General features: G+C 35.6%; 22 protein-coding genes. 10 read left to right on the top strand and 12 right to left on the bottom strand.

All coding sequences use genetic code 11. The features are described 5' to 3' along the window. Positions 1-5 precede the first annotated feature (5 nt). Positions 6-1256, top strand: a complete 1251-nt coding sequence (locus ACQ76T_RS22850) for an NAD(P)/FAD-dependent oxidoreductase (RefSeq protein WP_431345500.1) — start codon at positions 6-8, stop codon at positions 1254-1256. A gap of 41 nt (positions 1257-1297) precedes the next feature. On the opposite strand, the gene ACQ76T_RS22845 is transcribed toward ACQ76T_RS22850, so the two are convergent. From ACQ76T_RS22845 to ACQ76T_RS22835, 3 genes are all read right to left on the bottom strand, one after another. Beyond that, positions 1298-1906: a hypothetical protein gene (locus ACQ76T_RS22845; RefSeq protein WP_431345499.1), complete on the bottom strand. Its 609-nt coding sequence runs from the start codon at positions 1904-1906 to the stop codon at positions 1298-1300. A gap of 158 nt (positions 1907-2064) precedes the next feature. After that, entirely contained in the window at positions 2065-3357 is a 1293-nt protein-coding gene (locus ACQ76T_RS22840) for a phenylacetate--CoA ligase family protein (protein ID WP_431345498.1), read from the bottom strand. A gap of 74 nt (positions 3358-3431) precedes the next feature. Further along, positions 3432-5117 carry a M23 family metallopeptidase gene (locus ACQ76T_RS22835; RefSeq protein ID WP_431345497.1) on the bottom strand — a complete coding sequence of 562 codons (1686 nt, stop codon included), beginning with the start codon at positions 5115-5117 and terminating at the stop codon, positions 3432-3434. 426 nt (positions 5118-5543) lie between these two features. Between ACQ76T_RS22835 and ileS the strand changes: the two genes are divergently transcribed. The 9 genes from ileS to trpS all read left to right on the top strand — a co-directional run bounded on the left by ileS (position 5544) and on the right by trpS (position 13947). Beyond that, positions 5544-8999, top strand: coding sequence for an isoleucine--tRNA ligase (gene ileS, locus ACQ76T_RS22830; RefSeq protein WP_431345496.1), 3456 nt, complete (start codon positions 5544-5546; stop codon positions 8997-8999). Positions 9000-9057: 58 nt separating this feature from the next. Further along, positions 9058-9438 (top strand): TraR/DksA family transcriptional regulator, encoded by a 381-nt coding sequence (locus tag ACQ76T_RS22825; protein WP_045501318.1) that lies wholly within the window; start codon positions 9058-9060, stop codon positions 9436-9438. A gap of 79 nt (positions 9439-9517) precedes the next feature. Further along, positions 9518-9763, top strand: a complete 246-nt coding sequence (locus ACQ76T_RS22820; RefSeq protein ID WP_431345495.1) for a DUF6576 domain-containing protein — start codon at positions 9518-9520, stop codon at positions 9761-9763. 16 nt (positions 9764-9779) lie between these two features. Beyond that, on the top strand, positions 9780-9971 hold the full coding sequence (locus ACQ76T_RS22815; RefSeq protein ID WP_422695199.1) for a DUF2683 family protein: 192 nt from the start codon (positions 9780-9782) through the stop codon (positions 9969-9971). After that, positions 9971-10609, top strand: a complete 639-nt coding sequence (locus tag ACQ76T_RS22810; protein WP_431345494.1) for a lipoprotein signal peptidase — start codon at positions 9971-9973, stop codon at positions 10607-10609. Before ACQ76T_RS22815 ends, ACQ76T_RS22810 begins: the two co-directional genes overlap by 1 nt. A 14-nt stretch (positions 10610-10623) precedes the next feature. Continuing rightward, a complete protein-coding gene (locus ACQ76T_RS22805) occupies positions 10624-11268 on the top strand; it encodes a SanA/YdcF family protein (RefSeq protein WP_431345493.1) in 645 nt (214 codons plus the stop codon). A 27-nt stretch (positions 11269-11295) separates the two neighbouring features. Next, entirely contained in the window at positions 11296-12006 is a 711-nt protein-coding gene (locus ACQ76T_RS22800; protein ID WP_431345492.1) for a hypothetical protein, read from the top strand. A 1-nt stretch (position 12007) separates the two neighbouring features. Continuing rightward, the gene (locus tag ACQ76T_RS22795; protein ID WP_431345491.1) at positions 12008-12868 is read left to right on the top strand and encodes a hypothetical protein; all 861 of its coding nucleotides are present in this window, start codon (positions 12008-12010) and stop codon (positions 12866-12868) included. A 110-nt stretch (positions 12869-12978) separates the two neighbouring features. Beyond that, positions 12979-13947, top strand: coding sequence for a tryptophan--tRNA ligase (trpS, locus tag ACQ76T_RS22790; protein WP_431345490.1), 969 nt, complete (start codon positions 12979-12981; stop codon positions 13945-13947). A gap of 82 nt (positions 13948-14029) precedes the next feature. Here the strand turns inward: trpS and ACQ76T_RS22785 are convergent, their stop codons facing one another. The 9 genes from ACQ76T_RS22785 to metK all read right to left on the bottom strand — a co-directional run bounded on the left by ACQ76T_RS22785 (position 14030) and on the right by metK (position 20706). Then, positions 14030-15313 (bottom strand): sensor histidine kinase, encoded by a 1284-nt coding sequence (locus ACQ76T_RS22785; RefSeq protein ID WP_431345489.1) that lies wholly within the window; start codon positions 15311-15313, stop codon positions 14030-14032. Beyond that, positions 15313-15984 (bottom strand): response regulator transcription factor, encoded by a 672-nt coding sequence (locus ACQ76T_RS22780; protein WP_431345488.1) that lies wholly within the window; start codon positions 15982-15984, stop codon positions 15313-15315. Before ACQ76T_RS22780 ends, ACQ76T_RS22785 begins: the two co-directional genes overlap by 1 nt. Before the next feature lie 184 nt (positions 15985-16168). Further along, the gene (locus ACQ76T_RS22775) at positions 16169-16378 is read right to left on the bottom strand and encodes a hypothetical protein (RefSeq protein WP_431345487.1); all 210 of its coding nucleotides are present in this window, start codon (positions 16376-16378) and stop codon (positions 16169-16171) included. 49 nt (positions 16379-16427) lie between these two features. After that, a complete protein-coding gene (locus ACQ76T_RS22770) occupies positions 16428-16877 on the bottom strand; it encodes a PepSY-like domain-containing protein (protein ID WP_431345486.1) in 450 nt (149 codons plus the stop codon). A gap of 296 nt (positions 16878-17173) precedes the next feature. Beyond that, positions 17174-17869, bottom strand: coding sequence for a YjjG family noncanonical pyrimidine nucleotidase (locus ACQ76T_RS22765; protein ID WP_431345485.1), 696 nt, complete (start codon positions 17867-17869; stop codon positions 17174-17176). Between the two features lie 20 nt (positions 17870-17889). Beyond that, positions 17890-18024: a hypothetical protein gene (locus tag ACQ76T_RS22760; RefSeq protein ID WP_431345484.1), complete on the bottom strand. Its 135-nt coding sequence runs from the start codon at positions 18022-18024 to the stop codon at positions 17890-17892. Positions 18025-18071: 47 nt separating this feature from the next. Further along, positions 18072-18662: an RNA polymerase sigma factor gene (locus ACQ76T_RS22755; protein WP_431345483.1), complete on the bottom strand. Its 591-nt coding sequence runs from the start codon at positions 18660-18662 to the stop codon at positions 18072-18074. Between the two features lie 189 nt (positions 18663-18851). Continuing rightward, positions 18852-19343, bottom strand: coding sequence for a hypothetical protein (locus ACQ76T_RS22750; protein ID WP_431345482.1), 492 nt, complete (start codon positions 19341-19343; stop codon positions 18852-18854). 82 nt (positions 19344-19425) lie between these two features. Beyond that, positions 19426-20706, bottom strand: a complete 1281-nt coding sequence (gene metK / locus ACQ76T_RS22745; protein ID WP_431345481.1) for a methionine adenosyltransferase — start codon at positions 20704-20706, stop codon at positions 19426-19428. Between the last annotated feature and the right edge of the window lie 69 nt (positions 20707-20775).

Here is a 20775-nt window from a genome sequence, read left to right as displayed (position 1 = left end):
CAAAGATGATCAAAGAATTTGTTGACGTTCTTGTAATCGGAGCTGGACCTTCCGGATGCGTGTCTTCTTCCTACTTAAAGAAGAATAATGTCAGCGTTAAAGTTGTCGAAAAGACAAAATTTCCAAGACTGGTAGTCGGTGAAAGCTTAATTCCAAGAGTAATGGACCACTTTGATGAGGCCGGGCTTTTTCCTGCTTTAGATAAAATGGGCTTTGAAAAAAAATTAGGAGCACGTTTCCTTCGTGGCGATGAAGTCTGCATTTTTGATTTCAGCAATAAATTCGGGGAAGGCTGGGACTGGACCTGGCAGGTTCCTAGAGCTGATTTTGATAATACACTGGCTCAGGAAGTCATCAATAAAGGAGTAGATCTTGAATTTGAAACCGAAGTGGTTGCGATCAGGTTTGAAGGTACAGACTCTATTACAAAGGTAAAAACAAAAGATGGCGAAATGAAAGAAATCCATGCCAAGTTTGTGATAGATTCCAGTGGCTATGGTAGAGTTTTACCCCGTCTTTTAGATCTTGAAAAACCTTCAAAACTGTCTCCACACTCTGCTATTTTCTCTCATGTACATGATATTAACAGAGAGCCTGGAGAAGAAGGAACTTTGATTTCTTTTGATATCATAGAAACTGAAGTCTGGCTTTGGGTAATTCCTTTTTCTAATGGCAATACAAGCTTAGGAATTGTAGGACCAACTGAATATATAGATAAGTTATCAGAAAATGGTGATACAGCGGAAGCGCTAAGAAAAGCAATTTCTCTTTCCGACTATTATGTAAAGCGTTTTGGGAATGTAGATTTCCTTTTTGAGCCTAAGCACCTTAAAGATTATTCGTGTTCTGTAAAAAGCTTATTTGGTGACGGATTTGCTTTAACAGGAAATGCTTCAGAGTTTCTTGATCCTGTATTTTCTTCGGGAATGGCTTTTGCCACAGAATCGGGAATGCTGGCTGCAAAACTGGCTTTAAGACAACTTAACGGCGAAAAAATAGACTGGCAGACTGAGTATACAGACTATATTTTGTACGGAGTGGATGTTTTCACCACGTATGTAAAAGAGTGGTATACAGGTAATCTTCAGGAACTATTCTTCCACCAACCGGAAAATCCGGATGTAAAGAAAAAGATCTGTGCAGTTTTGGCCGGCTACGTCTGGAATAAAGACAATCCTTTTGTGAAAAAACATGATACTGTAATTAAAAATCTGGCTAACCTGATTAAACATGAAAAGCAGGAACAACAGAGTTAATGATAAAAAAACGGTCTGAGATTTTCAGACCGTTTTTTGTTTTATTTTTTCAAAGCATCTTTAATGTCTTTTCCTAACTTTTTCCCGGTAACTTCATACGCGGCAGCTATTCTTCCGTATTCCCAGCCAAATTCTTTATTTCCTTTGTTTCCTTCCACTTTGTCAGCCTGTAGTTTTGCAACTACTTTTGAAGGATCTTCTGTTTCTACAAATGTAAGGGTTGCTGATAATTTCCCCGGTTGAGAGCCTATCATTCCACCATACCACCCGGCATAGATCCATTTCGCATCTACAATAAGTGTATATTTCGTTTGGACATCTTTTTTGAAAACAATTTTTTTATTTTTCTCATTGATTCCCTTCAAAAAATAATCTCCAAATTCTGAGGATTTGAATTTACCCCACTGAGATTTCCAATCTTCCCAAACAGCAGGGCTTTTCTTTTTAATAATATCCTCTTTTCTGTTTTCAAGATACTGTTCCTCTGTAAGGTTTTTCTCGTGATAAGTAGCATTCTCAAATATAAACTGAACGTTTACTTCGGTCTGATCTTTCAGAAAATCAAAATTTCCGGATTCGTGGTTAATTTGATTCTGGGCAAAAGCTACTGTTGTAATTGCTGTAAATACCAGCAAAAATAATTTCTTCATGGTTGTCGTATTTTTTTAAAAATTTTAAAGTTGCAAATATAGATGAAAAGCCTCTCTTCAGAGATCCCAGGAACTATTTTTCATGATAATATGCTACTTTTAAAGGTAACATACTGGCTTTCTTTGCGTAGTATTCCACAATTCTGTCAGCAAATCAGTTATCTCAAATCTACAAAAGTGATTGGCTTTCTGCTGTTGCGATGAAAGACGGTTTTAGATAAAATATCAAAATCAATAATTTCAATTTTAGGACTTACTCTCAGTTTTGCCCGGAAGTGATCTCTTACTTCATTGACAAAGTTTTCGTTCTTACTTTCGGTACTCAATTTAATAATAATTTCATCCAGTCCTATCTCATTAGACTGAATAACGATCTGATAGCACAAAATAGTATTGAAGTCATTCAAAATATCATTCATTGCCGGTGGATAAAGCGTTGTACCTTTGTATTTGATCATCTGCTGCTTTCTACCAACCACAGGTCCCAACCTCATCGTATTTCTACCACATGAACATGGTTCGTAGTGTGCTTTCACCAAATCTCCGGTTTTAAATCTTAGTAAAGGAATCGCTTCTACCCCTAATGTTGTGATTGTTAATTCTCCGCTTTCTCCTTCTTTTACTACATTTCCGTCATCGTCAAGAATTTCTGTAATGATTAATTCAGGATGATGATGGCCTCCGATTTGGAACTCACATTCTGTAAATGCAGTACTCATCTCCGTAGAAGCATAGGTAGAAAAAAGTTTGATATTCCATTTTTCTTTAATCTTCTGTGAAAGAATATTATCTGTAAAATCCTGATTCTTGATGCTTTCGCCAATGCAAACCACACCGTAAACACTGGAATTTTTATAGTCCAGGCCATGTTTCTCTGCATAATCAATCATTTTCAGGAGAAAAGATGGAACGGTAATCAGATATTTCGGTTTGTATCTGAAAATAGAATCCCATTGCAATTCGGGAATTCCCGGTCCCATTCTTACCACACTTGCCCCCATTTTCCTTAAGCCCAGGAAGTAAGCAAGCCCTGCCATGAATCTTTTATCAATGGTTGTGATCATCTGTACCACATCACCTTTCTGAATTCCTGCACAGGCAAAAGATATTGCTTCATTGTAAGCAAGCCTTTCAAGATCATCGTCAGACAATCCGAAGGTAACCGGATCTCCCAAAGTTCCGGAGGTGGTACTGTAATCTACAATTTTATCCGGCGTTATACAGAAAAAGTCATGATTGTATTGCTGTAAATCGTTTTTTGTGGTTGTAGGTATCATATGCAGATCTTCCAGCGTGTGAATATCTTCAATGCGGATATTATTTTCCCGGAAAAGCTTTTGATAAAAAGGTGAATTGTTTTCAAGATAAACCAAAAGTTTCTGAAGTTGTATTTCCTGAAATTTTTTTATTTCCTGAAGATCTGATCTTTCAATTGAAGGATAAAAGTCCAATGGTTTTTATTTTTAAAGGACAAATTTATTTAATTAAAATGAAAAGATTTAAAGATTCATATGTTAAAAATGATTTATCGCTGAAATGTAAAAATCTGGGTATTGATATTTCCTGCTGTATTCCCTGTGACGACCTTTAAAGTATGAGCACCTGAGCTTTTTGGACATTTTTCGTCAAACTGATATACAAAATCGTCTTTTACGCGGGCAAAACGAAGCCACTTTCCATCGAGTTCTGCACGGAATGACACGATATCTCCTATTCTGGTACTCCCTTTAAGACGTATAGAGCTGCTGTTAATCTGTGCATTTTCTTTCCAACTGGCAGAAACAGAAGGCAAGGTGTTATCAACAAGAAGTTTTGCAGTACCCAATCTGTTGAATTGAGCTTCTACACGATCTCCGGACCATTTTCCTTTTACAGTGTTAACATCGCTTCCGTAATTAAGCTCTACCACTACTTTGCCTTTTTCATCAGTAGTCAGTTTTCTATTGGGTTTTATTTTTAAAGTATACTCATTTTGTACGGGAATATACGGACTGGCAAGAACAATAGCGTTGGATACAGAGTTCATTTCAGCATCTGTTTTTTCATACATGTTGAAATTTACAGCGTCATACACTGTATTTTTACTTAAATTAATTTCTGCATTTTCAGTAGTCATCGTTTTGGCCTCATTAGGAGTTACCGTGTTATTGGAAGAAGAGATTTTATTAACCCCATTGCTGAGCTGTACTTTTGTCGTTAAACGGCTCGTATTTCCGTTTACATCTTTCAGAATGATTTCAATATTGTGAACTTCTTCGTCATTAAGATTGATAATTCCTGATAAGTTGGGAATGCTATACCCCTGAAGTTTCATTCCCGGCAATGTTGACAAATGCTGAATTCCCATCTTATCTCTAATGAATTTAGAATAATCGATACAACCATTGATGTAGCGGGTATCATCATAACTTACTTTATCAATAGAGAATCCATATATCAGCTTACCGTCCATCAATAACTCTGTATGATAAATCCCGAGGTTAAATCCCTGGTCAGCTTTATCTACGGCTTTGATTGCAAAGCTTACCATGGGCGAATTAACTTTAACAATATCAGCGGAATATACACTTCCCATTTTTTTCACAGCAATTCCATTAGCTCCAGGTTCATAGGTACTGAAACGTCTGTCATACCAATACAATCCACTGATAATCGGCGCAATATGATCAGGAATAGTAAACCCAAAAAGCAGCGGATTGAGACATTCTTCAGTTTTGGTGTCTCTTATTTCAAAATGAAGATGTGGCCCGGCCGATCCTCCTGTATTTCCACTTAAAGCAATCAACTGTCCTTTCGAAACAGGAAACTGATTCGGTGAAAAGATGATATCCTGTTCCCATTTTTCATCTTTATATTGTTTTTCTTTTACATATTCATCCAGCTGATCAAAATATTTATTTAAGTGGGCGTAGACAGTAGTATACCCATTGGGATGCGTAATGTAAATCGCATTTCCAAAGCCATATCGTTCTATTTTTATTCGGCTTACATAGCCTTCTGCCGCCGCAAAAACGGGTAGATTTTCCTGACTGTTTGTTCTCAGATCCAATCCCATGTGAAAATGGTTGGTTCTTACCACACCAAAATTGGCAGCCAGCTGCATGGGAATATTTAGTGGGTTGCGGAAGTAGTTCTGGGGATAATTTTGGGCCTGTGTGATAATGGTATTGATCAAACAGATAGCAAGCATCAGTTTTGAGAAGATTTTCATACAGCATTTGGGTTTTATGTCTACAGAATTCTAGCAATGATCGTGCTAATTTGCTGTCATTGGTTGTGTTTTTATTTTTAACCACGGATGATTGTGGATAAGAAACCTGTAAAAACCTGTCAGATCTGCGAGAGGTTATATTTAGGTTTTGGCTAAAGCCAATGGACTTAAATCTATTTTTTAAGCGGGCTAAAGCCCACTTCTATTGAATGGGAATAAATCGGGAAACAGTATCAAAACAGTTATAAAAAAGAGACAGAAAACTCATTTATTCTCTACTCTACACTCCCATTTTTACATTTTCTCTGTTTATATTTCTGAAATTGAAGTTTTTAATAGAAATATCCACAGAAAAACATATATTATAAACCGACAAATTTTAGTAAATTTGCAGACTTAATTAATCAACGATATTGAGATATTACAATGAGCCAATTTAAAGAATACAAAAACCTCAACCTTATTGACGTAGCAGAAAATGTAGCGGAATTCTGGAAACAGAATAAAACTTTCAATAAGAGTGTTGAGATTCGTGAGGGGCAACCTGAGTTTGTTTTTTATGAAGGTCCACCTTCAGCAAACGGTATGCCCGGAATTCACCACGTAATGGCCAGGGCATTGAAGGATATTTTCTGTCGTTATCAAACCCAAAATGGGAAGCAGGTTTTCCGTAAAGCGGGTTGGGATACACACGGACTTCCTGTAGAGCTAGGCGTAGAAAAAGAATTAGGAATCACTAAAGAAGATATTGGCAAAAAAATTTCTATTGAAGATTATAACAAAGCTTGTCGTGAAGCAGTAATGCGTTATACTGATGTTTGGAACAACCTTACAGAGAAAATCGGATATTGGGTAGACCTTGATGATCCATATATCACGTATAAGTCAAAATATATGGAGACTGTTTGGTGGTTATTGAAGCAACTATACAACAAAGATTTGCTGTATAAAGGCTATACCATCCAGCCATATTCTCCAAAAGCCGGAACAGGGCTTTCTTCACACGAAGTCAACCAGCCGGGTGCTTACCGTGATGTTTCAGACACAACAGTTGTTGCTCAATTTAAAACATTACCGGAAACTCTACCTTCGTTTTTACAAGGTTTCGGAGAGGTACATTTCTTAGCCTGGACGACAACTCCTTGGACGTTGCCTTCTAACACAGCGTTAACGGTAGGTCCGAAAATCGATTATATTTTAGTTAAAACGTTCAACCAATATACTTTTGAACAGGTAAATGTTGTTTTGGCTAAAGCTTTATTTTCAAAACAATTTGGTAAAAAATACGGAGAGGGAACAGATGACGATTTTGCCAACTTCACTCCGGAAACTAAAGTAATTCCTTATAAAATCTTAGCTGAATTCAAAGGAGCTGATTTGGTTGGAATTAAATATGAGCAGTTATTACAGTACGCTCTTCCTTATAAGAACCCGGAGAATGCTTTCAGAGTAATTTCCGGAGATTTCGTGACAACGGAAGACGGAACAGGTATCGTTCATACCGCGCCGACTTTTGGTGCTGATGATGCGAAAGTAGCAAAAGAAGCTCAACCGGAAGTTCCGCCAATGTTGGTTTTAGATGAAAATGAAAATCCAATCCCGTTGGTAGATTTACAGGGAAGATTTTTATCTATCGTAAATGACGAGATCTATGGTTTTGCGAATGAATATGTGAAAGGAGAATACCTTAGCGAAGACGAAAAAAATGCAGAATTAAATATTCAGAAAGAGAATTTAAAGTCAATCATTGCAGATTTGAAAGCTTATCTTTCTGTAGACGAAAGAATTGCTTTAAAATTAAGAAAAGAAAACAAAGCTTTTAAAGTAGAAAAATACGTTCACAGTTATCCACACAGCTGGAGAACAGATGAGCCGTTATTATATTATCCGTTAGATTCTTGGTTTGTGAAAATGACTTCACTGAGAAGTCGTTTGGTAGAACTGAATGATACGATTAACTGGAAACCGAAATCAACCGGAGAAGGACGTTTCGCTAACTGGCTGGAAAACGTAAACGACTGGAATCTTTCCCGTTCAAGATATTGGGGAATTCCGTTGCCGATCTGGAGAACAGAAGATTTGAAGGAAGAAAAAATCATCGGTTCTGTAGAAGAAATATACAATGAAATTGAAAAGTCCATTGCAGCAGGATTCATGGCAGAAAACCCATTCAAAGATTTTGAAATCGGAAATATGTCTGAAGAAAATTATGCTTTGGTTGATCTTCACAAAAACATCGTTGATCAAGTAATTTTAGTTTCAGATTCAGGAAAAGCAATGAAGCGTGAAAGCGACTTGATCGACGTTTGGTTCGATTCAGGTTCGATGCCATATGCGCAGCTGCACTATCCTTTTGAGAATAAAGAATTAATCGACAACAATAAAGCTTTCCCGGCAGATTTCATTGCGGAAGGAGTTGATCAGACTCGTGGTTGGTTCTATACCCTTCACGCCATCGGAACGGCAGTTTTTGATTCAGTTGCTTATAAAAATGTAATGAGTAACGGACTTGTTTTGGATAAAAATGGCGTAAAAATGTCGAAATCCAAAGGAAATGGAATTGATCCTTTTGAAACATTAGCCGTTTACGGACCGGATGCTACACGTTGGTATATGGTTTCGAATGCGAATCCTTGGGAAAACCTAAAATTCGACATTGAAGGAATTGATGAAACAAGAAGAAAATTCTTCGGAACATTATATAACACGTATTCATTCTTTGCTTTGTATGCGAATGTTGACGGATTCAATTATTCTGAAAAAGAAGTTGAAAACAGACCTGAAATCGACAGATGGATTTTGTCTGAATTAAACTTATTAATTAAAGAAGTTAAAGCATTCTACGAAGATTACGAACCGACAAGAGTGGCAAGAGTAATCAACACTTTTGTGAACGACAACTTATCAAACTGGTACGTAAGATTATGCAGAAGACGTTTCTGGAAGGGAGATTATTCGGAAGATAAGATCTCGGCTTACCAGACTTTATATACCTGTCTGGAAACTGTTGCTAAATTATCTGCACCAATCGCTCCGTTCTTTATGGATCAGTTGTATCAGGACTTAAATAAAGTAACAGGAAAAGAAACTGCTGAATCTATTCACTTAACAGACTTCCCTGTTGCAGATGAAAGTTTAATTGATACTGATTTGGTTGAAAAAACGCATTTAGCACAAACTATTACAAGTTTAGTTCTATCTATCAGACGTGCGGAAAGCTTAAAGGTAAGACAGCCGCTTCAAAGAGTATTAATTCCTGTTTTGGATAAGAAAACTGAGGAGCAAATTTCTGCAGTTTCAGAATTAATCAAACAAGAAGTAAATGTTAAAGAAATTCAATTAATTAATGCTGAAGAAGCATCCGATTTAATTGTAAAGCAGATAAAGCCTAACTTCAAAGCGCTTGGTCCTAAATTAGGAAAAGACATGAAGGTTGTAGGTGCAGAGATTGCTAATCTGAGTGCAGAACAAATTTCCGCTCTTGAAAAAGAAGGAAAATTGGATATTCAGGGATATGAGATCACACTTGACGATGTGGAAATCTCTACAAAAGATATCCCGGGATGGACAGTAACTTCCGACGGAAAAACAACTGTGGCATTAGATTTGACGTTAACCGATGAGTTAAAATCTGAAGGTATCGCCAGAGAGTTTATCAACAGGATTCAAAACTTGAGAAAAGATAAGGATTTCGAACTTACAGACAGGATCAATATCTCAATAGAAGAAAACTCACCTTTTATTGAAGATATTAAGAAAAATGAAGAATATATTTCTTCTGAAGTCTTGTCAAGTAAAATAGAAATTGTATCTTCACTTTCAAATTTTAACGAAATCGAAATAGATGAGGTTAATTTTAAGATAAATGTTGAAAAAAATTAACATGTAGTTATTATATTTCAAATTCCATTTCATAATTTTATTAAAAAAGAGAAAGAATATGTCAGACGAAAGAGTTAGATACAGCGATGCTGATTTACAGGAATTTAGAGCGATCATTAAAGAAAAAATAGAAAAAGCGGAGAAAGATCTTCAGCTGATCAGAGAAAGTTTCATCAATGACCAGAATAATGGGACCGATGATACTTCACCTACTTTTAAAGCATTTGAAGAAGGTGCAGAAACTTTGAGCAAAGAGCAGAACTCCATTCTTGCCGGAAGACAGGAAAAATTCGTACGTGATCTGAAAAATGCTTTAATCAGAATTGAAAACAAGACTTACGGTGTGTGTAGAGTAACCGGGAAACTGATTCCAAAGGAAAGACTTTTGGCCGTTCCTCATGCTACCCTAAGCATCGAAGCGAAAAACATGCAGAAATAACCGCAAGGTTTGTAAAAATAATATTGGGTTTATATTGTATTGAAGAATACTTTATAAACCTAATTTTTAATGTATACCCATGAGCGAATTATTAATCTTAGGACTTATTATCGCAGCCATCCTTTTGTTTTTCAACAGAGAAGCCCTCAAAAACAGGTTTTTTCCTGAAAAACAGAAGAATTATACTATTGATGATAAGTTTAATTCTGATAAACGCGACCGGGAGAAAGAAATAGACCGACTTTTGAGTAAGATGGGCAAAAACGGAATCAACGATCTTTCTGAAAAAGACAGAAAAAGACTTGACGAGTTGTCCAAAATGTAATTTTTAAATATAAGAAATGGAATCTATCATAGTACATCCCAAAAATTCTATGGAGCTAAGCGCATTGAAAAGCGTTTTGAAAGAAATGAATATTAAGTTCGAAAAAGCTCATGTAAAAAGTTCGTATAACGGACAGAAAGTGATCAAGAAGGCAACCGATAATAAAAATGTAAGAGCGACAAAACCTTCAAAACCTAAAGGAGAGTAATGAAAAAGATTCTAGCCATCACATTTTTGGTATTGTTAATTGACCAGGCTTCAAAAATTTATATTAAAACGCATTTCAATCTGGATGACAGTGTTACTGTTTTTCCTGGTTTTAAACTGACCTTTGTAGAAAATCCAGGAATGGCTTACGGGTTTCATTTCGGGGGAATCATTGGAAAATATTTCCTTGTTATCCTACGTGTTTTCCTAATTGGAGGGATGGTTTATATGTTTAAAAAATGGCTAAAAGAAGGAGCTTCCAACTATCTTTTGATTCCCATGGCAATTATTTTTGCAGGAGCTATCGGAAATCTTATTGACGGTATGTTCTATGGAATGATCTTCGACAGCGGAACAGTATATGACCCAAGTATTGACCGATGGCTCGGTTATGGAGGAATTTCTAAAATAGTTCCTTTTGGACACGGATATTCTACCTTTATGAAAGGATGTGTGGTAGATATGCTTCACTTTCCTCTTGTAGACTGGAATGTTCCTGAAAGCTGGCCTTTAATTGGAGGAAAGCATATTGAATTCTTCAAATATATTTTCAATGTAGCGGATTCTGCTATTACAGTGGGAGCTGCTTTCTTGTTGATATTCAGAAAAAAAGCTTTCCCGAACGGACTTGAATTCTAACAGATGTATTTCTAATGAGAAAAACAATCAAAAATATTTTTAAATTTTTCCTGCTTCTTTTTGTTGCAGGAATTATTTTTATTGCCTGGGCCAACTATAGCATTAAAAAGGAAAGTGCAGCTTCTGTATCTTATAATATTGCAGAAGTACCTACAGCAAAAACAGCATTATTGCTGGGAACAGGGAAAAACTTAAATAACGGAATGCCCAATGCCTATTTCTATAACAGAATAAAAGCAGCTACAGATCTTTTTAAAAGCGGAAAGATACAGTACATCATTGTAAGCGGTGACAACAGCAGCAAAGATTATAATGAACCAGAAGATATGCAGTCTGCACTGGTCCAGCAAGGCATTCCACAGGATAAAATCATTTTGGATCATGCTGGATTCCGTACCTTGGATTCTGTAGTAAGAGCTAAGGAAATTTTCGGACAAACTAAACTGATCATTATCTCTCAAAAATTCCACAACGAAAGAGCAGTGTTCCTTGCACAGAAAAATGGAATACAAGCCTTTGGGTATAATGCGGAAGATGTGAATAAATATGCAGGTTTAAAGACTAATTTGAGAGAGTATCTTGCAAAGGCTAAAGTATACTGGGATCTTATCCTTGGTGTACAGCCAAAATTTGGAGGGGAAAAGATTTTAATTCCTTAGTATTAAAAACAAATACAACCATAAAACATGAGTGTCTTCTCCTATCATTTAATAAAAACAGATTACTTTTCTGCGCTAAGAATTCTTTATTCTTCACCAAAGTCAAGAAATATCGCAGGGCTAATTCACTCAGAAATTATGACGATGATGACTTTAGGCTCTCCTATTTTTTCACCTTCTCGAATGTTAATAAGACAAATCGCTGTATTCGCACAATGGGAGGATGAAAGTGATCTCGAAAATTTTTTAGCTAAAGACAGCTTAGGAAAAATTTTATCTCAAGGCTGGCACACAAGATTAACTTTTATGAGAAAATGGGGGAAATTCAACAAGTTTGAAATTCCTGATGAAACCTCAGAATCTGAAAATCCGAATTCGCCAGTCGTTGCAGTTACCATTGCCAGAATGAAATTTTTAGAAATTCCCAGATTTATTCGTTGGGGAAGACCGGTTGAAAAATTGGTTCGAGACCATCCGGCAACAACTTTGTCTTTGGCCTCCATCAAATTCCCTAATACCGTTTCCACTTTTTCAATTTGGAAAAATCAAAAAGAAATGACTGATATGGTTCATGGACATAGCAAAGTTCCCAATCCGGAAAGGCACACCAATGCAATGAAAGAAAGGGAGCGAAAAGATTTTCATTTCGAATTTACCACTTTGCGCTTTAAACCTATTTCAGAATTTGGGGAATGGAATGGGCAACGCAATCTTATTCCATATCTCAAAAACACCTAAAATGGGATTTGCTTATCCAATACAGAAGTTCCAGGATTGGCTTACTCAGCAATGGGTAATTCAGCGTGGAAGAAAAATTAAGCCCGAAGACTCTCTCTGGTTGATGGGGCCTTTTGGAAGTTTGAATGCAATGAGTGAGAATTTTATTCATCAATTTGCAGAAAAAGAAAACCTAATTGTAGAAAAAGACCCAAGAGTAAAAGGTATTATTCCTTCGATGCTAAAACTTAACTTATCTGAAAATGAGTTCTCAAATTTATCCAAAAGTGTAATTGACTTCTATGAAAACACCTCAAATTATACCTTAAATTTTTCTGTAAAATGGAATCCATATTTCAAATTTTTTGGAATTTTAATTAATAAATTATTCAGTAATAGAATTAACCAACTGAATATTCCTACTAAAAATATTGACAGTTCAGAATCTCTGAAAAGCAAAATCATCAACCTCACCGACCCCAATACCAATGAAACACAATACACGTTTTGGTATCGTTCTATTGAATCGACAGGGCAAGTTATCTATTCCGGAGTTTACGGCATCAGCAATTTACCGTCAGGCAAAACTTGCGTAAAGGCCGTATTTCCCTTACCCAATGGGAATGCAACAGTTTTGATGATTCCTAGTGTCGGAAAAAATGGGGAGCTGGTTTTAGATTCTTCAGGAAAAAAATTTGGCGATGCTGGTTTTTATTTTTTACTTAAAGATTCTAAAGGTGAATATTGGTCACAATTTATACGTTCTTTTCGTGATTGTCTCATCATTGGTTCCGAAAATGATATTATATCAGCAGAGCAAACTTTAACACTGTGGCGTTTCAAGGTTCTTACCTTTATCTATACAATTGAGTTAAAGAAATAGATGTATTGATGTAAAATTCTTCATTAAAGAAAATTTATATGAACAGGCACCGGTTTTTGAAAGGGATAAGTTCTAAATTTTCACTATTTTTGCAGAAATATTTTTATTAAATGTCAAGAATTCTTACCGGCATTCAAGCCACCGGAACACCCCATCTTGGAAATTTATTAGGGGCTATTATTCCTGCTATTGAACTTTCTAAGCAGGAAGGAAATGAATCATTTTTATTTATAGCGAATCTTCATACACTTACCCAGATTAAAGATGCGCAAACGTTAAGACAAAATACCTACGAGATTGCTGCGGCTTGGCTTGCTTGTGGATTAGATACTGAAAAAACATTCTTCTACAGACAAAGTGATATCGCTGAAACCTGTGAACTATCTTGGCATTTATCATGTTTTTTTCCTTATCAAAGATTAACACTGGCGCATTCATTTAAAGATAAAGCAGACCGTCTTCAGGATGTAAATGCAGGATTATTCACTTATCCCATCTTAATGGCTGCAGATATTTTACTGTATGACGCAGAGATTGTGCCTGTAGGAAAAGATCAGCTTCAGCATTTGGAATTTGCAAGAGATGTTGCTTCACGATTCAATAATCAGATGGGTGAAATTCTTGTACTGCCACAGTCTGAACTTCAGGAAGACACGAAATATGTACCTGGAACAGATGGTCAGAAGATGTCTAAATCCAGAGGAAATATCATTAATATTTTCTTACCGGAAAAGGAGCTGAAAAAACAGGTAATGAGCATAGAATCGGATTCTAAGTCTTTAGAAGAGCCAAAGGATCCTGAAACGGATAAAACATTTAAGATCTTTGAACTGATTGCAACACCGGAACAAACAGAAGAGTTAAGAGCAAAATATCTTGCCGGAAACTTCGGATACGGACACGCTAAAAAGGAATTGCTGGATCTTATCCTGACCCGTTTTACTAAAGAAAGAGAAACATTCTCTTATTATATGAACAATCTTGATGAGCTGGAAGCAAAGCTACAGGAAGGCGCTGAAAAAACCAGACCTATTGCTTTGGAAACTCTTAAAAGAGTAAGAACAAGTTTAGGATTTTAATTCTAAACTTCAGATATAAACGAACCGGCTGTCTCCACATGGAGACAGCCGGTTCGTTTTACAAAGTATTAATGCTTTCTATTCAGATTCTATTTTTTTGTATCATGAAGTAATGCATTTTATCTTCAAACTTATAAGTAACTTCCCAACCTGGATATTGTTTAATAATCGTTTTAATGATCGACAATCCAAGACCTGTAGAAGTATGATCCGAGGTATGTTTATAAAAACGGGTAAAGATTTTAGATTCATCCAGAGAAACAGGTATTCCACTATTTTGGAAAGTTATTCTGTTATTCTCTATCATAATGTTTAAAGTTCCTTCTTCATTATTGTATTTGATTGCGTTCTTAAGAAGGTTAGAGAGAAGAATATCTGCCAAATCCTGATTAAAGTCTGCGATAAACATCCCTTTTTCTAGGATATTCACCTTTACTTTTTTGAATTCAATGAAATCAGCATAGTTTTGAACCAAATGAGTAACCAATGTATTAAAATCAATTCCTGAGGTTTTATTGAACTGACTGTTTTCTATTTTGGAAAGCATCAGCAGAGATTTGTTGAGCCCTACCATTCTTCGCAGATCATTTTTTACTTCAGTAAGGAAGTTCAGATTCTTTTTGTCAAGATTATCATTCTGAATAAGAAGATCAATTTTATTAATGACAATTGCCAATGGGGTTTGAAGTTCATGAGATGCATTTTCTATAAACTGTTTCTGCTGATAAAAAACAAGCTCATTACGCTCGATCATTTCGTTGATTTCTTTATTTAGCTCTTCAAATTCGGTTATAGAATATTTTTGCTCTTCCTGTGAAAAAGGGATTCCAAACTGATATTTTTTAAGTTTTTTAAGGATTAAATAGAACGGCCTCATGGCTTTGTTTAGAAGATAGCCATTCACAGCAATAATGCTTATTACTAAAAGAATGTAAAGAACAACCAAAGCTGTTGTAAGGTCATAGATCAGCTCATCTTCCTCTACAGTTGAAGTTCTTATTACCAGTCTCTGGGGGTTTTTATACTGATCGATAAAGTCGGCCTCGAGAACTCTGTATGGCTGGTCTTTATCGTCATATTCCATATAAAACATCTTGTCGTAAAGCCTGCTTTTATTTTGGTATTCTTTTTCTGTAATAGGATTGATTTTAAATTCATTAAACCCAAAATCATTATTTTTCAGCAGTTGAGGGTTCAGGTAAACGGCTTTTATAATCTGTATTTTTCTATCTCTGAGGCCATCGTCCACATTATCGTGCACTTCATCCAGAATATAGGCATAAAATAACCCGGCCCACACTGCAATAATGAGCAGAAGGATCATGATCAGGTACTTTATGGTGTAATATTTTAAGGAAACTTTCATCAGACAAATTTATATCCTATTCCGTATACCGCCTGAAAGTCGGCTTCTGCATTGAGTGTTTTCAATTTTTTACGGAGATTTTTGATTTGTGAGTAAATAAAATCCAGACTGTCTGCCTGATCGATGTAATCTCCCCAGATGGCTTCTGCGAGAGTGGTTTTCTGCAGCGTTTTTTCGGGATGGATCACAAAATAATATAAGAGATCATATTCTTTGCGGTTGAGAACAAGCTCTTCTTTTCCTACCATCACTTTTCTATGATCCGGATCAATGCTTATGTTTTTGTACTTAAGAATATTTTCTCCATCCTGATGGTTTCTTCTAATCACAGATTTTATCCTGGCCATAAGTTCTGCCAGATGAAAAGGTTTCGCAAGATAATCATCTGCACCAATTTCCAGGCCGGCCACTTTATCATCCACAGAATCTTTTGCGGAAAGAATAATGACAGGATCTTTTTTGTGCATCTTTTTAATTTCTCTAAGTAGATCTATTCCATTACCGTCTGGCAGCATAATATCTAGAAGAATACAGTCATATTCATAGGAAATAACCTTATCAAGTCCAGTGTTATAATCCAGGGCATATTCTACAATAAAATGTTCTGCTTCCAGGAATTTCTGTACAGTGTCTTTTAATTCTGGTTCATCTTCTACTATTAAAATCTTCATATTTCTGGTATTATAACTGTACTGAATGCTTAACCTCCTATCAAATATAGGAATAATAAGAAGGAAAAAAGAAGGAAATACTTACGAAAACAGTATCAGTAAGAGAGTGATATGATACATCGCACCTAATACATCAATAATCCGTAAGTATCCTTCTGCGTTTGCCGTTTCAATTCTTTTCATACTACTCTATCGTTTTCATATGATGACCATTGACATCAAAAATGAAGCAAATCCCATTCATCAAAGAAATTTTATAAGCATTGTATTTCTTTTCAATAGATTCAACCACACTGCATGGATGATGTTTTGTGATAAAAGACACAATATTCTTTCTAATCTCTGTGGAGGATCTTTTACCTCCGCTATTTTTTATTAAATTCCAGTTGACCATACTATTATTATTTGGTGTTAATTGATTATGATTGATTATGATTGATTTATTAGTCATCAATTTTTTTAAAATTTCCGTTTCTGTCAAACTCCAGCTCCAATCCGTTGGAAAGTTCTGCTTTGTAAGACCATCTCTTTTTTTCTACTTTGATGATGTAAGTATTGGGAAAATTTCTTGTGCTGTAGTTTTTGATGGATACGGGAATAAAGCCATATGGTAATTTCTGATGTTTACCATCCACTTCTTTCCAGTTTCCACTGCTGTCAAACTCCATTTTCATTCCGTTGCTCAGATAGACTTTATATTCGTCGATACCATAGATTTCTCTGTCTTCAATGGCTGAAGCAACAGGAATTCCTTTAAAATGGAAAGCAAGGAAGTTTTTAACGTTTTTGGGAAGCTGATTAGGATTAATTGCTCTATCCTGAGCGGTAATAAACCCACTAATCAATAAAAACATAATCATTAATACTCCGGTGATCTTCTTTACATTTTTCATACTATTCTATTTTTCGGTTGTTATTATGAAGCAAAGTTGAGAACCAATTTGGGAAAGAATTGGGAAAAAGGATTTTATAAAAAGAGATAAAGGTTAATTTAACCGCAGATTCACACAGATGAACACGGAGGTTTGCGTTGATTTTTGAGAAGTATTATACGTCGTAATGACTTGTAATTTAACATCAGATTCAAGCAGATAGGCACGGATATTTGCGTTAATTTTTGAAAGATATAATAAACAAAAAAAGCCATTAAGATTGTCTTAATGGCTTGTGTATTTCTTATAATCGAATGTTATAAATATTCTTTAATTTGCTGAAGATGAGTAATGGCTTTCAATCCTTCCTTCTGTTTATCTTCTTTATAGACGTCAAAAAAAATGGCGTCCATCCCGAAATCTGTAGCTCCCATAGCATCAGCAATCCAATCATCACCAATGAGGATACTTTCTTCTTTTTTGGCATCAGAAAGACCAAGGGAATATTCAAAAATTTGCGGGTTGGGTTTTCTTACACCAACTGCATCTGCACTGGTTATGGTTTTAAAATATGGAGCAATACCTGAAAGTGTACATTTTCTTTCTGTTACTTCCTGAAAACCGTTGGAAATAATATGAAGCGTATAGTTTTTGGCTTTTAAATATTCCAAAACATCTTCTGCTCCTTCTACAAGCTCGTTATGGCTTACGATATTATCCAGGAAGTTTTCTTCAAAGTAAAGAGACAGTTCTTTATTATCTATTCCAAAATGTTGAAAAGTGTCATAAAAACGGTGTTCCCTCAGATATTCTTTTCCGATAATTCCATCTCTGATTTTCTCCCAAAGTTCTTCGTTGATATCATGATAGACAGAATGAAATTCTTCAAAGTCAATATTATACGTCGAAGTGATGTCCTTTTTTTCGAAAAGTTCTTTAATGGTAAGGTAAGCATTTCTGCGGTGATCCCAAAGCGTATTGTCGAGATCAAAAAAAATGTGCTGCATCTTCATACAGCACAAAGTTAATAATTTTAATTTTTTAAAATAGGATAATTTTTGCTTTTGCTTTTCACAACCTCAAGGCTTTTGGAAAAATTCAGCAAAAAATCAATTGTTTGTTTCTTAGGTTTCAAAGCTTTCACTTTTAAAGAATCATTTTTTTTCATAGGCGAAGTATGTTTTCCTTAAAACGTGAAATTTTACGAAATATTATTTATCTCGTTAAGATTATATTATTTTCGTCCATGATTTTTCTCAGGTTAATGAGTGCATATCGTACTCTACCCAGTGTGGTATTGATACTCATATCTGTATGATCTGCAATCTCTTTGAAGCTTAACCCGTCAAAAAACCTAAGTTTAATCACCTCCTGTTGATTTTGTGGCAAAAATTGTAACATCTTCAAAAGGTCTTCCTGAATCTGGTTGGATACAAGCTGATCTTCGATATTTTCTGAAGGTTCTCTGATCAAATCAAAAATGGAATATTCATTGGTTTCAAAAGTGGTTTCTGAAACTTTGACATTTTTGGCTTTGGATCTGAAATGGTCAATGATTAAATTGTGGGAAATTCTTTTCGCCCAAAGAATAAACTTTCCTTCTTCGTTATAACGGCCTTCTTTCAGCATTACAATAATCTTCATGAAAGTGTCCTGAAAGATATCGTTGGCTAGGTCTTCATCATTAATTTTGTAAAAAATGAATGTAAACAGTTCTCTCTGGTGTCGGTGAATGAGGGTTGATAATGCGCCCTCGTCTCCTTTTTGGTAAAGGGAAATTAGTAAACTATCCGATTTTGATTTCATAACTCTTTTCAATATAACATTTGTAGACAGCCCTTCTACCAGATATTCTATCTGGGCCTGCTGTATAAACAAAACAGTTCAAAGTAGAGTTACTTCAATAGGCGGTACAATTATTATGATGTAAATATAATAATTTTTTAATAACTGTTAACCGATTATTAAATTTTCACAAGAAAAATTTAAAGAAAATCATTTAAACATATCGTGAATGAACACAGTAGGGATATTTAATGTAAAATTAATATTTAAACCTTTCATTTCTTTTCCGTTCAAACGGGTGTCTCCGATAGGGAAAGCATACCCTCCTGTGAGGTCAAGCATTCCAAAAAGGGTAACCCCTATTTTCGGAGCGATATATTTATTGGTTCCTTCTGCTCCTGCCAGAAAATAGTAAGAATGGTAGAAGTCTACATCTTTCTGAAAATTCAGAAGGATATCTGCCTGTAATTTAGGCATAATAGCAAACTTAGAATCTGTTGCTCCCATTAAAGCGGAAGCTCCTACTCTGTAAATAACATCGTCATTTTTAAGAAAAAGCAATTTCCCTCCCACTTCACCAAAACTTTGATTCTGATAAGTATACCCTACGCTGATCATTTTATGCATTGTATACTGAGCTTTTGTTGCAATACTCAGAAAAACTAAGATAAGGATAGCCACTGCAGTTCTAAAATTCATCATCTTTTAATTTATTATCGTGTAAAATTAAAAAAAACTGCCTTATCAGAAGATAAAGCAGTCCATTTATTCTTAAAAGAAAAAATTAAATTCCGAAAGCGGCTTTAATTTCCTCTACTTTGTCTAGTTTCTCCCATGTGAAGAACTCAAGGTCTTTTAACGTTAATTCCTTTTTATGGCCTTTATTGAAGGTTTTATCAGCAATATAATGCTCTTTACCCATGTGTCCATAAGAAGCTGTTTCCTGATAGATAGGATTTCTTAATTTCAAATTCTGCTCAATAGCATAAGGTCTTAAATCGAAAATTGAAGAAACTTTTTTAGCAATATCTCCATCATGAAGATCCACTTTTGCAGTTCCGTAAGTATTGATATATAAACCACAAGGTTCTGCTACTCCGATTGCATAAGAAACCTGTACCAAAACTTCATCAGCAACTCCTGCCGCAACAAGATTTTTAGCAATGTGTCTCGTTGCATAAGCAGCACTTCTGTCTACTTTTGAAGGGTCTTTTCCAGAGAAAGCACCACCACCGTGAGCTCCTTTACCACCGTAAGTATCCACGATAATTTTTCTACCGGTAAGACCTGTATCTCCGTGAGGTCCTCCAATTACGAATTTACCTGTAGGGTTGATATGGTATTTGATCTGATCATTGAATAAAGCTTTGATCTCCTCTGTCTGCTGTGCCACAACTCTAGGAACAAGAATGTTTTTAATGTCCTCACGAATTTTGTTAAGCATCTCTTCTTCTGTTCCAAAATCATCATGCTGAGTAGAAACTACGATAGAGTCTATTCTGATAGGTTTGTGATCATCAGAGTACTCGATAGTCACCTGGCTTTTTGCATCAGGACGAAGATAAAGTATTTCCTTATTTTCTCTTCTTATTGCAGAAAGTTCTTTAAGAATTGTATGAGCAAGATCTAAAGCCAATGGCATATAGTTCGCCGTTTCATTAGTAGCGTATCCGAACATCATCCCCTGGTCTCCTGCTCCCTGTGCATTCGCTTTTGCTTCAAAAGACTCATCATTTACTGCTCTGTCCACCCCTTGGTTGATATCAGGAGACTGCTCATGGATTGCAGAGATTACTCCACACGAATCTCCGTTGAACATGTACTCTCCTTTTGTATACCCTATCCCATTGATTACTTCTCTGGCAATGGTCTGTACATCAAGGTAAGCATCAGACTTTACCTCTCCAGCCAATACAACCTGTCCTGTCGTTACCAATGTTTCACAAGCAACTTTTGAATCCTTATCGTACGCTAAAAAATGATCAATTAATGCATCGGAAATCTGATCGGCAATTTTATCCGGATGTCCTTCTGAAACGGATTCAGATGTAAATAAATAAGACATATTATTCTTTGTTTAGATTTAGAAAATTAATGTTGAAGAAAAAATATGAATAAAAATTGCCCAGAAAAA

This window comes from Chryseobacterium sp. JK1, from assembly GCF_050632815.1.
Taxonomy (GTDB): Bacteria; Bacteroidota; Bacteroidia; order Flavobacteriales; family Weeksellaceae; genus Chryseobacterium.
Note: the sequence above shows the minus strand (reverse complement) of the source record. Positions and strands in the feature narration are given on the sequence as shown.